Source organism: Stagnihabitans sp. (genome assembly GCF_964946895.1).
Genome location: NZ_CBBQHX010000069.1, coordinates 1 through 11,514, shown reverse-complemented (window position 1 = coordinate 11,514; position 11,514 = coordinate 1). Strand labels below are relative to the sequence as shown.

Below are 11,514 nucleotides of genomic sequence, written 5' to 3'. Positions count from 1 at the left end.
CGCGCGACAGGCGCCCGAAGTGTTTGACCGGATCTGCAATCACCCTCGTGCGTTCGGCTCGTCCGAATCCGCGAGGGCGGCACGCTCGCGTAGCCGACCCCTCTGGGGTTGAGTGTCAAAGAGACGGATCAGACCAAGGACAGCGAATGGAAGCGGGGGATGGGGCTTTGACCCCAGACAGGCGCCCTGCCCCGTCACGGGATGCCCACCGCTCGCCAGCCGTGCCGCCACGTTAGTCTCAGAGGATCGTCTTGATTCAGACCGGGGTCTCACGAATTCCAATGTTGCCCATGAATACGAGGCGGGCTCCCGCGCCCAACCCGACCTCTGGCACGAGGCCGCAACGCGCCGAACCTCGCGCCATCAGTCTCCTTCCGGCTGGATCAGCCGTCGCACAAGGGACCGTTGCCCGAATGGGGGGAGACTGCCCAGCAGGCTCCAGTCGGACGACCAGAGCCCGGTCCCGGCGCTGCCGGGATGCGCCATCGCCCTACCTTCCAGCTATCTGGCCATCGAGTGCATGGTACGTCGCGGACACCTCTAGCATTATCGCGCATGTGAGATGCGAGATAATTCTTGCGCTGCGATCCAGATTGTGGAATTTTCACGCATCTGAAATGCGGGATAATCCTATGGCTATCCACCTAGTCGGAGAAACGCTCGATGCCAAACGCGCCCACCAGCGCGCGCAGGCAGGTGAGATTATCCAACTGTTTCGAGGCGTCTACGTTGATCACGGCATCAATGCAGACGCGGCCGTCTTGGATCATGCGATCCGCATCGCCCATTACCTCTATCCCGATGCCTATTTGTCGTCGGCGAGTGCAGCCCTATTGGCGCCCACGCCGGATGGCCGGCTGTTCATCAGCGGCCGACGTAACCAGCGCACCCGACTGCGCAGCCTGGAGATTGTGCAGAACGAAGCGCCGCCGCACCCTTCGACAGCAACGGCAATCGTGGGCGATGATCTGGGCGAACTGCGAATTCCAGTCTCTTCCCCCCGACAGCGCTTTCTCGAATCCTTCCGCCTGCGGAGCGAGCACGCTAGTGCCATCACAAGCGAAATGCGGGCACAAATGGCCGCACGCCTGGTCGAAGAGCATGGCACACCCAATGGGGCCGCAGATGCAATCTGGGCTTTGGCGCGCGAGAACAACTGGTATCGCGAGGGCGAAGGCGCCGAGCGCTACCTCCTTTCGCAGCCTGGGGCACCCAAGCCCTCGACGAACAAGGCGGCGCTTGATCTGCTGGTGGCCTGGCATGGCGAGCCGCTTGGGCATCTGGCCCATGACGGCTTCGAATGGCGTTGGAAAGCGAAAAGGCGCGCTGGACCGACGCTTGTCCGCGAAACCACACCAGGGAAGCTTCCCGCCTTCATTGAATCGCTGCTGCCGGAGGGCTGGCTCGCCCAGGTACTGCACGAACGCGATGACCGTGAAGCGCTGCGGCGCGGGCAAAGGTATATGTCGAACATCACGGTGGTCGCAACAGGCGAAGACATAGCGGATTTACCGCAGGATAATCTCTCGACCGCGCTTGTCGACTTTGTCGAGGAGGGACGGTTCAAGGGGCGATACGCCGGCCCGGCGCGCGGCACGATAGAGGAGAGTTTCGAGCAGAACCTTGCGAAGATGTACGCGCGTGCCGAGACGCCGAGACTTTCGGGAGTCCAGATCAAGGCGCCGATGCACCTCGCGCCGGACGGCACACTCTTGCCGGCGATTGATCTCCCCTTCACGCATATCCTGAAGCCCGCAGGAACAGCCGGCTTCGAGATGTTGCCAGTCGTCGAATGGCTGTGCCTGGAGTTGGGTCGCACAGCAGGCTTCACGGTGCCGGATGTCGCGCTAATTGCGATGCCAGACGGCATGGCGCCTGCGCTGATCGTAGAGCGTTTCGACATTCGCCGCGGACCGGAGGATCGGCGCAGGCTGGCGTTGGAAGATTTCTGTTCCGTCCTCGATCTTCCCGCCTCAGCGAAATACGACGGAACGATAGAACGCATGGCACGAGGTCTGCGGCCCCTGTCGACAGACCCGACCGCTGACCTGGAGATCCTCTTCCGTCGCGCGGTCTTCGCTTGGCTTATCGCCGATGGAGATATGCACCTCAAGAACCTGGCCCTGCTGAAGATCGCGGACGCCGACGCGAAGTCCTTCACTTCGGTCCGTTTCGCGCCGCTTTATGACGCGGTCACGACGCGCGTCTTCCCTGGCCTCGCCGGCGACCGCATGGCACTGAAGCTCAATGGCAAGGATGATCGGTTGACGCGCGGAGATTTCCTGACGTTGGCACGCACGATCGGCGTTCCTCAGGGAGTCGCAGAGGCGGCAATTGCCGAGGTGACGACCAACCTCACGAATGCGGTTGAGACGGTGAGGCTGCCGGGCTTCGCGGCAAAGTCCGAGGCGGCAAGCGCTGTCCAAGGCCAGATCATGGGGCTTGTTCGCGCTCGCTGTGCGGCACTTGCCGGCGAAGCCAGCTAGGTTCGCGCCAATTATGCAGGCTGCATAGCGCATGGCGCTTGGGCGAGTGTCGCTGCCCAAACGCGGAGCGCCCGAGGGTTCAGATACCGTAAACTTGGGTTGAAGTCTCGGCCCCGGTCTTTCGACCGGGGCCTTTGCCTTGGCGATCAGTCGCCGCGGCGGGTGTTGGGGCGGGACCAGATGAGCGAGTGGCCCTCGCCGTCTTCGTCATCGAAGAGGTTGGCGTAGATCGGGGCGGCGAAGCTCGGATCGTCCAGCTTCAGGCCCAGGTATTCGCGGCCCTCGTTCGATTTCTTCGTCCAGGCGGCGCCGATCTCGGCGCGGCCGACCAGAACCCGGTGGCTGGGCGCGTTCTCGCCCGAGGCCCGCAGGTCGGGGACGAGGCGCACGCCCTTGGCCTGCAGGCTGAGGGTGAAGATTTCGCCGGTGTATTCGGTGCCGGTCTTCTTGAAGGTGCCGATGGTCGCCATGTTCTTTCTCCGTTTTGCTGTTTCGGGCCCGCGTCCTTGCGGCCTCGATGGCGATCGACGGCCCGGAGGCGACCACTGGCGCACCCCCTTCACGGGGGCTGGACAGCACAGGAGAAACTTTCTTGCCGCGCGAGGAATGACGGTGCCTGCACCGACAGGGGAAGAAAGTTGTGACGACGCTGTTGCGCCGAAGCGGTCGAGGCGAAGACGTCCTTCGGGCAGATCAGCCCATCACCAGAGGCCGTCCAGACGCGGGCTGGGACAGAGACACGACGGAGATCAAGGCGACCCTGAAGGCCCATCAGGTAAGACAGGACAGGCACCACCGGCGATGAAGACGCCCCGTCAGGCGGATGCGTCAGGCCAGCTTGCGCCTCCCCCCTGCCGTACTACCTCGCGGCTCGCGCAGCTCCACTGCGTCAAGGGCTGCCAGCACGAGGGTAGAAAAGGACAAGTTTCGAACCAGCGCTCCGACTTAGCCAAAACGCAGGTCGAGAATATCTCCGACTCCGCTGCAACCCGCGCAAATCGACGAGGATCTGACGGTGGGGCCAGTGCCCTGATCCTCCTGCCCTACCAACTGCTGCGTGGATGATCCCTACCCAAAGCACTAAAGAAAGCCGGAGCTAACGGCCCTTCGTGACAACTGGACCCGACACCGACGCGCCCGGCCCAAACCTGCCGGTCGGCTTCCAATTCACGCTTTCGTATGGGTTCCCAAAACGGTCATTCGTGCGTCTTGCAGCGACAGGCATCGACGAACGAGATCGCGGGTTGCAGCGATTCATTATGACGATCCATTGGCAGTGGCTGATCGACGTTGCATTTTCGGCCCTGCAAGGATTGGCAAATACAGAACGAAAAACCCGGCGAACGCGATGATCCAGGCGCAGGCCGCCAGATGGATGGGCCATGTCGCTTCTGGCAAGGCTCCGGCGACAAAGCGCAGCAGGACGGCCAGGATCAGGCTTGCATAGATCGCGGTGATCGGCAGCGTGGCGTGTAAGGGTCGGCCGGTGTGGCCAAGGCTAGCCCGGGTCATCACGGCCAGGGTCATCAGACCGACGGCTCCTGCCATCCAGACGTGCTGCGCGGCGGGTCCCATCCCGGGCAGGAACGCGCCGGCGGCCACGGCGAAGAACCCCAAGGGCACGCAGGCGTAGCCCGCGTGCAGCACCCAGACCAGCGCCTCGGCCCAAGTGTGCACTCCCGACCAGCGCGAGAGCCGCCATGTTTGCGCCAGACCCGCGATGGCGCAGGCGGCCGCCGTCCAGCGATCTTCCGGCCAGAAGATCCAGATGAGAAGCGTCGCCGCAGTCAACGCCAGAACCACGGAATCCTTGCGGCTGAAAACGACGGGCAAGGACGCGCTTTGGCGTTGTGCCAGCCAGTTGCGCGTGAAGCTGGGCACGATGCGTCCGCCGATCAACGAGATCAACATAACGGCAACCGCAAGCCCCATCCGCAGCGCCATGCCTTTGGCCGGATAGCCGCCCTGTGCCGCATCCAGATGGTACAGCCAGTTGGCCACCGTCATTGCCATCAGAAGCGTCAGCACCGGAAGGTTCTTCCAGGTGCGCCCGGCCACCACCTCTCGCGCCAAGACCGCGAACAGCACGATCGGGAAGGCGAGGTCGATGACCGCGACCAAAGCCCATGGCAACAGCGCTGACGTCGCCACCGCAAGACGCCCCGCCAGCCAAAGGAGGACAAGTCCGGCCAGGGGCAATCCGACAATCGGCAGGCGTCCGGTCCAGTTCGGCACCGCCGTCAGCAGAAATCCGGCCAACACGGCCCCGAGATAACCGAAAAGAAACTCGTGGGCGTGCCACGACACCGGGTCGAATGCGGTCGGGATGACGTCGTGGCCGGACAGCATCAAGATCCACAGCACCATCGCCACTGCGGCCCAAACCGATCCCAGCAGAAAGAAGGGGCGAAAGCCGTAGCTCAGGATCGCCGGTCCGGTCCAGGCGCGCATTTGTTCGGCAGAGGTGGTCATGGCTGTTCTATCGGGATGTGAGTGCCGGTTTCTGTCACGATGACCTGCATCGGAATGTCATGCGGCTGTGGAAAGATCGTACGGAGGCGGGCAGCATCAATGCCAATGCCAATGCCAATCGCGCAGGGGCGGGGCGACAGGGCGGCCAAGGTGCGGTCAAAATAGCCGCCGCCGTAGCCGAGCCTGTAGCCCTGCGCGTCCCAGCCGACGACGGGTGCAAGCGTGATATCGGGCGTCACCTCCGGCCCCTCGGCCGGGACAGGGATGCTCCAGAAGCCGCGCTCCATGCGGGCCTCGGGCGTCCAGGGCCGGAAGATCAGGGGCGCGCCTTGGGTGACCACGACAGGCAGCGCCGCCTGCGCACCGCGTGCCGCCAGCCCGGCCAGCCAGGTGCGCAGGTTCAGTTCGGCCTTGATTGGCCACCAGGCGGAAATCGTCAGCCCTTGCAAGGAGGCGAACCGATCCGCCAAGATCCGATCGAGGTGATCGGCAATGGCATGGGAAGCGTCATGCCGCACCTCGACCGCCATCGCGGCGCGTTCGGCCAGCAACCGGTGTCGTTCGGCCTTGCGCCAGATCGCAACGTCGTGGGCCTGCTGCGGATCGACATGGTTTGGGTCAAATCCGTCCGATAGACAGGGCGGCGAGGCGGTTGGTTTCATGTTGTCATCCCCTTCAGCCTTGTGAGGGCGGCCTGCGCGTCTGACACAATCGTAGCAATGCGGTCTGCCGCCGTGGGTAGGCTATCAATCAGCGCCACACTCTGCCCGGCAAAGGCCGCCATCGCCTCCAGATTGCCGGTGGTGGTGCGCAGAGGCGAGTCGGTGGAGAATTTGAAGAGCGGCCGTCCGTCTTCCCAGGCAATCACCTCGCGCGGCAAGCGGTCAGGGTGGTGGCCCATCAGGTCATGGCCCAATGCCTTTGTCAGCGAATTGCCGATCACCCGAACCGGCGAGTGCGGCGGCCAGTTCAGCGCGAAAGCATCGGTGTAGACGGTATCCTCGGCCTGGGCTGCAAGCACGAGCGCCTTGTGGTCGTCATGGGCGAAGGATTCCTGTGTGGCCAGAAAGGCAGTGCCGCAGTGGATGCCTTGCGCGCCCAAAGCCAGCGCCGCAATCAGGCTGGCGCCAGTGGCAAACCCACCCGAGGCGATGATCGGCAGCCGTGTCGCCCGCGCCACCTGTTCCACCAGCACGAAGGCCGCCACCGTGCCATGCACATGGCCGCCTGCTTCGACCCCTTGCACGATGAGCACATCGGCCCCGGCCGCCTCCGCCGCTTTGGCTGCGGCAAGCGAGCCGACCTGATGCAACACCAGACAGCCCGCCGCCTTGGCCTTGGTCACGGCCTCTGGCACCACATCCCAGAAGAAGCACATCGCCGAGACGGCGCGGTCAAAACAGACCTGCATCTCTGCCGCCAGCAAGGCCGGATCGGTCGCCGCCGGGATCAGGTTCACCGCGAAGGGGCGTGCGGTCCTGGCCCGCACCGCGTCAATCTCTTCCGCGATCAGCACGGGGTTTTCCCGCACCATGCCAAGCATGCCGTATGCGCCAGCCAAAGCCACGGCCGCCACAAGGTCAGACCGCGCAACACCACCCATACCCGCCAACAGGATCGGCACATCACAGCCCAGCAAGGAACAGACGGAGGTGTGCAGACGAGGATCGGGCATGGCAACTCTCCGGATCAGGGGGCTAAAGTCTTGGTGGCACGCCCGCGAGGCCATAGTCGCCACGGGCGTCGAGGATGTTCATATGGATTGACGCTGCGATCCGCTCGGCCCGCTCGATCACCCAAGCGGCGCCAGCGGGCGGGCAAACCTCGGCAGCGGTCTGGCGGAACAGATCCAGCCAGCGGTCAAAGTGTTCCCCATCGACCGGCAGGAGCAGGTGTTTGGGCATCGGCTGGCCATGATATCGCCCGGTCAACAGCGCGACCGAGGACCAGAAGTCGACCATCCTGGCCAGATGCGGCTCCCAGTCGGTGATCCGGTCGGCAAAAACCGGACCAAGCATAGGGTCCGTGCGCACCCGGTCGTAAAAGCCATGCACAAGCCGGGCCAGCATGGCGTCATCCAGACCCGTGCGTGCCATCAGGTTGGCGGTCACGGCGGGGCGGGCGCTCGCCGCTTGCGGTTCAGAAGATGCAATAGTCGACATTTTTCATTCCTTCCGGAGCGATGCCGGATGAGTGCCGAGTTCCCCGCAGCCAGAGACGGTTGTCCGTGGCTGCGGTTTCACATGCGCTTACTTGATCGAGGCCAGATAAGCCGCGACATCCTCTCCGCCGGTCGCCATCTTGAAGGTCATCTTGGCCACAGCCTTGTCATCGCCGGTCTGCGTCTTCAGCCAGGCGGTCGGGTCGGTGACATAGGCGGCCACCATGGCCTCGTCCCAGATCAGCCCCTTCGCGCCGGCCGCTTTGATAGAGTCGCCATATTTGAAATCCGCGACACTTGCGACGGCGCGACCAATGACGCCGTAAAGGTTGGGGCCGGTCTTGCCACCCTTTTGGACGGCAGTGCCGTCGGGGGCCACGATCGAATGGCAGGCCTTGCAGCGTTTGAAGTCATCGGCGCCCTTGGTGGCATCGCCCGCCGCAAAGGCAGGGGCGGCGGCAAGGGTCAGGGCGGCAATCAGGGTCAGGGTTTTCATCGCGGTTTCCTTCGTGGGTTGGGGAAGTGCCCGGATCAGACGAGAGCTTCGATCCGGGTGTCGGGGAACTGGGTCAGGGCGGCCTGAATCGCGGTGCGATCTGGCATCAGGCAGGCAGCGGTCGACAGGGCATCTGCCAGCGCGGAAGACGGCGCGCTGATTGAAATCGAAGTCCAGATGGAAGAGGCAGGCAGGCCAGTGGCGGGGTTCAGGATATGGCCGACCGTGCCCTTGGCATCAAACACCGTCCCCAAAGGCGAGGAGGTCGCCAAGGCCCGTGAGATCAGGTTGACCTCTCCGCCGCTGACCAATTTGACCGGCCACCCTTTTGCGCCGGGCATTTGGCCCAAGGCGCGGAACTCGCCGGTGTTGATCAGGATGTCGGTCAGTCCTTCTTGCGTCAGCATCTCAGCCACCTTGTCCGCGATGAACCCCTGCGCCACGCCGTTCAGGGTCAGCGCCATCCCAGCAGGCATCAAGACAGAGTCACTGTCATAGGTGATGCGGTTCAGACCGACCTTGGGCAGAAGTGCTGTAATCTGGTCCGATGTCGGGGCTTCACCTGCGGCAAAGCTGGTTGCGTAAAGCTGCCATAGGGGCTGAACGGTCGGATCGAACAAGCCTGTGGTTGCCGCGTGGACGCGGGCACATAACCCCAAACACTCCAGCATTTCGAAAGGGGGGGCATCCAGTCGGCCTGCGCCGTTCAATTGCGATAGGGCTGAGTCGGCGCGGTACAGGCTGAAGATGCTTTCCAGCCGGGTGATCTCGGCCACCGCGCGGGCGATGATGGCGGGGGCGTCCGGGTGGTCAAGGTAGATTGCGGCCTCGGCCCCGAGGGCTGTTCCGTGCCATTGCGTGATCTGGGCTGCCCGGGCCGGGAAGGAAAGCGGCAATGCGGCCACGGCGGAGAGGGTTAGAAAGCGGCGGCGGTTCAGGGTCGGTCGGGTCAGGATGGGCATGTCAGCCTCCGGTGTTGGAAAGGGCGTTCAGGCGGGCGGCTATGTCAGCGTCGGTGTCACCGGTCGCCGTGCTGGGGGCGATGGCGGTCTGCGAGAGGTGTGCGAACGTCATTACCTGACCACCGTGCAGGGCAACGAAGGTTTGCGCCTTGGCGGGATCACCGAAGGGCACGAACTCCGGCGCGTCCATGCCGCCTTTAGCATCAGAGCCCACGACGTAAACGGCCCTGTCCGCCGCTATCCAGTTGGTGGCGCCCGGGTTCTCCCAGCTGGGGGCCGCACCCATGTCGCTGACATAGGTGGCGGTGACGGTGTCGATCTGTTCCGGCATGCGCAGATAGGCCACGGCATCCTTGACCTGGCTGAAGAACAAGGGCTTGCCGGGATATGTCGCAAGGTGAACCTGCGCCTTGGGGCCGGGGTGGCCCAGAATATCCATCTGGCAGAAGTAGCCCGTGGAATCGGCGGTCATGGCAACCGGCAAAGGGATAGGGGCCTGCTCTTTGCAGGCGGCCAGCAGAAGAAGGGCCAAGAGAAGTCGTTTCATGGGGTCACCCTGCGAAAGGCTGCGGTGGCGAGGGCCAACGTCGCCACGGGCCACAAAAGGATGGATGTCAGAGACGCCCAGATCGGGATCGAATTGGCTGCCCCTGCCACGCCTGACGCCACCGAGGTGGCTTGCGACGCGGCGAGGTTGTACAGCCGGAACGCGTCTGCCGGATTTGCCAGCAAGGCCAGAGGAAAGACCTTGGTGGTGAAGATGCCACCATTGTCGGCCACGACGGCCGCCAACAGGCCAAGATCATAGAGCACGATCAGCCCCAGCCACAGCCCGATGGCCAGCCCGGCGGCCCCCGAAGGCCTACGCGCCAAAGCCGAGGCAGCATAGCCGACGCCAAGGAACGTCGCCCCCAAAAGAACCGACGACCACGTTAGTCTCCAGAGCGTGGCAAGACCGGCAGCCGCATTTGGATCGACCGACAGGGCGACAACTGCGGCGATACCGTAGCCCACGGCCACGGCCAGCGTCAGGATCGCCAGGTGTGCCAGCAGTTTGCCCAGCAGGATCTCTGGCCGTGACACCGGATAGGTCAGCAAAAGGGGCAGGGTACCTCGCTCCACCTCTCCGGCAATTGCGTCGAAAGACATGAGAAGCGCGACCAATGGCACAAGATAGACCGCAAGACTGGTCAGACTTGCCACGACAACCGAAAGCCGGTCAGCTCCGATTGTGCCAACGGCCGACGATCCGGCAGCAGACAAGACCAACGAAAACAGGGCCATCATGGCAACCGAGATGCCCACCCAGCGGTTGCGGCGGGCGATGTGGAACTCGGTTCCGGCGGTGGCAAGGATGCGGTTCATTGCCCCGCCCTTTTGCTGAAATGGCTGTAGATGTCTTCCAGCGAAGGCGGCAGAACGTCGATGTCAGCGACCTTGGCGCCGAGATGGGAGATGCGGGCCAAAATACGCAGCTTATCTTCCTGCTTGCACGTCAGCGTCAGGACCTCAGCGGCGAGAGTTGCCTCTGGCAGGGCTGCGGCCACCTCTGCCTCGGCCCCTTGGCGCGAGGTGACATGGAAGGCCACGGGAAGGGCGGCGCGTTTGCGCAGGTCGGAAAGTGTGCCCTCGGCCACCAGAACCCCGCCGGAAAGGATCAGGATGCGGTCGGTGCGTGCTTCGACCTCAGTCAGCGCGTGCGAGGACAGCAGGATGGATGCGCCATCTGCCGCCAGCCCGTCCAGGAGTTCGTAGAAATCGCGGCGCGACACCGGATCAAGGCCCGAGGTCGGTTCATCCAGCACCAGCAACTTGGGCTTGCCGATCAATGTCTGCGCAAGACCCACGCGCTGACGCATGCCTTTGGAATAGGTGCCGATGCGCCGGCGGGCGGCTGGGCCAAGGCCGACACGCTCCAGCGAGCCCATGGCGAGGCTGGCTTTTTCGCCGCGCAGGGCAAGGTAGTGGTGCATTTGTTCGAGCCCGGTCAGGGCCGGGTGGAAGGCAGCGTTTTCAGGAAGATAGGCGACAAGCGTCCGCGCCTCGGCCGAACCGGGGGCGGCACCAGTCACATGCAACTCACCCGAGTCATAGGGGATCAGGCCGAGGATGATCTTCATCATCGTCGACTTGCCTGCGCCATTGTGGCCCAGCAAGGCCACCCGCTCGCCGGGAGCGACGGTCAAAGAAACCTCAGACAGGGCGCGCTGCCCGCCGTAGGTCTTAGTCAGACATTGCAGCGTCAGAGTCGGCGTCATGCGAGGGTTCTTTCAGCCAGCGGTCGGCCACAAGGGCCTCCATCGCGGCAATCTTGGCGGGGATTTCGATCACGGGGGCGGTCATCAGGGGATAGCTGTCGACCACGCCACCGGGCAGGATGGCGGGGAAGGAAGACTGGCTCCACCGGATCAGCTGAACGGCGGGCGAGCCCATCAGCAAGGCGGCAGCAGGTTGCGACCACAGGATGCTGTCCATCAGGTCATTGGGGTGGAACGGGCTGTCGGCATAGCCGTCGCCGTTCAGGTCAAACACCGGATGGTCGGACCAGAAGTTCCCACGACCTTGGAAGCTCCATTCCATGTTGCGGGATCCTACGTATTTCACCTGCGTGCGGTTGCCGATGAAGGCGTTGCCGGTCATGGCGTTGCCCTCGCTTCCGGCCGTGAAGTGGATGCCGATGTCGCAGCCCTCGAACCGGTTGCCGACGAACAGGTTCTTGTTGGCGTCATAGATGAAGGTGCACTTGGCCGCCCCCTTCACCAGATTGCCCGAAAAGTCGGAATAGTTGGACGCGTTGATCATCAGCCCATGGTCACGGTCACCCAAGGACATGTTGCCCGTGACCTTCACATGGTCGGAAAACATGATGGCGAAACCCAGATGGTTGCCGATCGAGATGTTGCCCGACACCTCACTGTCGCGGGTGTACATGTAGTG

Annotated in this window: 12 protein-coding genes; 1 reads left to right on the top strand and 11 read right to left on the bottom strand. The window is 63.6% G+C overall.

Features of this window, described 5'->3' with window-relative positions; translation table 11 throughout:
* Nucleotides 1–632: 632 nt before the first annotated feature.
* Entirely contained in the window at nucleotides 633–2,486 is a 1,854-nt protein-coding gene (locus AC1Y2B_RS22625) for a type II toxin-antitoxin system HipA family toxin (RefSeq protein WP_482255391.1), read from the top strand.
* Nucleotides 2,487–2,632: 146 nt separating this feature from the next.
* Here AC1Y2B_RS22625 and AC1Y2B_RS22620 read toward each other — a convergent pair whose 3' ends face one another.
* The 11 genes from AC1Y2B_RS22620 to AC1Y2B_RS22570 form a co-directional block, all read right to left on the bottom strand.
* On the bottom strand, nucleotides 2,633–2,956 hold the full coding sequence (locus AC1Y2B_RS22620; protein WP_136905947.1) for a DUF736 domain-containing protein: 324 nt from the start codon (nucleotides 2,954–2,956) through the stop codon (nucleotides 2,633–2,635).
* 787 nt (nucleotides 2,957–3,743) lie between these two features.
* On the bottom strand, nucleotides 3,744–4,958 hold the full coding sequence (locus tag AC1Y2B_RS22615) for an NnrS family protein (RefSeq protein ID WP_482255390.1): 1,215 nt from the start codon (nucleotides 4,956–4,958) through the stop codon (nucleotides 3,744–3,746).
* Nucleotides 4,955–5,620 (bottom strand): 5-formyltetrahydrofolate cyclo-ligase, encoded by a 666-nt coding sequence (locus AC1Y2B_RS22610; RefSeq protein WP_482255389.1) that lies wholly within the window; start codon nucleotides 5,618–5,620, stop codon nucleotides 4,955–4,957. The genes AC1Y2B_RS22615 and AC1Y2B_RS22610 overlap by 4 nt, the downstream gene beginning before the upstream one ends.
* Complete coding sequence (locus AC1Y2B_RS22605; protein WP_482255388.1) at nucleotides 5,617–6,633, bottom strand: NAD(P)H-dependent flavin oxidoreductase; 1,017 nt, start codon at nucleotides 6,631–6,633, stop codon at nucleotides 5,617–5,619. Before AC1Y2B_RS22605 ends, AC1Y2B_RS22610 begins: the two co-directional genes overlap by 4 nt.
* A 22-nt stretch (nucleotides 6,634–6,655) precedes the next feature.
* The gene (locus tag AC1Y2B_RS22600) at nucleotides 6,656–7,120 is read right to left on the bottom strand and encodes a group III truncated hemoglobin (RefSeq protein WP_482255387.1); all 465 of its coding nucleotides are present in this window, start codon (nucleotides 7,118–7,120) and stop codon (nucleotides 6,656–6,658) included.
* Between the two features lie 87 nt (nucleotides 7,121–7,207).
* Entirely contained in the window at nucleotides 7,208–7,615 is a 408-nt protein-coding gene (locus AC1Y2B_RS22595) for a c-type cytochrome (RefSeq protein ID WP_482255386.1), read from the bottom strand.
* A gap of 35 nt (nucleotides 7,616–7,650) precedes the next feature.
* Nucleotides 7,651–8,577 carry an FAD:protein FMN transferase gene (locus AC1Y2B_RS22590; protein WP_482255385.1) on the bottom strand — a complete coding sequence of 309 codons (927 nt, stop codon included), beginning with the start codon at nucleotides 8,575–8,577 and terminating at the stop codon, nucleotides 7,651–7,653.
* Between the two features lies 1 nt (nucleotide 8,578).
* Nucleotides 8,579–9,124, bottom strand: coding sequence for a nitrous oxide reductase accessory protein NosL (locus AC1Y2B_RS22585; RefSeq protein ID WP_482255384.1), 546 nt, complete (start codon nucleotides 9,122–9,124; stop codon nucleotides 8,579–8,581).
* The gene (locus AC1Y2B_RS22580) at nucleotides 9,121–9,942 is read right to left on the bottom strand and encodes an ABC transporter permease (RefSeq protein ID WP_482255383.1); all 822 of its coding nucleotides are present in this window, start codon (nucleotides 9,940–9,942) and stop codon (nucleotides 9,121–9,123) included. The genes AC1Y2B_RS22585 and AC1Y2B_RS22580 overlap by 4 nt, the downstream gene beginning before the upstream one ends.
* The gene (locus AC1Y2B_RS22575; RefSeq protein WP_482255382.1) at nucleotides 9,939–10,835 is read right to left on the bottom strand and encodes an ABC transporter ATP-binding protein; all 897 of its coding nucleotides are present in this window, start codon (nucleotides 10,833–10,835) and stop codon (nucleotides 9,939–9,941) included. Before AC1Y2B_RS22575 ends, AC1Y2B_RS22580 begins: the two co-directional genes overlap by 4 nt.
* Nucleotides 10,801–11,514: NosD domain-containing protein (locus tag AC1Y2B_RS22570; RefSeq protein WP_482255381.1), on the bottom strand; the 714-nt coding region annotated here is incomplete at its 5' end. The genes AC1Y2B_RS22570 and AC1Y2B_RS22575, both read right to left, overlap by 35 nt.

Excerpts from the sequence above, each read along its gene's own strand:
- AC1Y2B_RS22625 (WP_482255391.1), top strand. The coding sequence starts at position 633 with ATGGCTATCCACCTAGTCGGAGAAACGCTCGATGCCAAACGCGCCCAC.
- AC1Y2B_RS22620 (WP_136905947.1), bottom strand. The coding sequence starts at position 2,956 with ATGGCGACCATCGGCACCTTCAAGAAGACCGGCACCGAATACACCGGC.
- AC1Y2B_RS22615 (WP_482255390.1), bottom strand. The coding sequence starts at position 4,958 with ATGACCACCTCTGCCGAACAAATGCGCGCCTGGACCGGACCGGCGATC.
- AC1Y2B_RS22610 (WP_482255389.1), bottom strand. The coding sequence starts at position 5,620 with ATGAAACCAACCGCCTCGCCGCCCTGTCTATCGGACGGATTTGACCCA.
- AC1Y2B_RS22605 (WP_482255388.1), bottom strand. The coding sequence starts at position 6,633 with ATGCCCGATCCTCGTCTGCACACCTCCGTCTGTTCCTTGCTGGGCTGT.
- AC1Y2B_RS22600 (WP_482255387.1), bottom strand. The coding sequence starts at position 7,120 with ATGTCGACTATTGCATCTTCTGAACCGCAAGCGGCGAGCGCCCGCCCC.
- AC1Y2B_RS22595 (WP_482255386.1), bottom strand. The coding sequence starts at position 7,615 with ATGAAAACCCTGACCCTGATTGCCGCCCTGACCCTTGCCGCCGCCCCT.
- AC1Y2B_RS22590 (WP_482255385.1), bottom strand. The coding sequence starts at position 8,577 with ATGCCCATCCTGACCCGACCGACCCTGAACCGCCGCCGCTTTCTAACC.
- AC1Y2B_RS22585 (WP_482255384.1), bottom strand. The coding sequence starts at position 9,124 with ATGAAACGACTTCTCTTGGCCCTTCTTCTGCTGGCCGCCTGCAAAGAG.
- AC1Y2B_RS22580 (WP_482255383.1), bottom strand. The coding sequence starts at position 9,942 with ATGAACCGCATCCTTGCCACCGCCGGAACCGAGTTCCACATCGCCCGC.
- AC1Y2B_RS22575 (WP_482255382.1), bottom strand. The coding sequence starts at position 10,835 with ATGACGCCGACTCTGACGCTGCAATGTCTGACTAAGACCTACGGCGGG.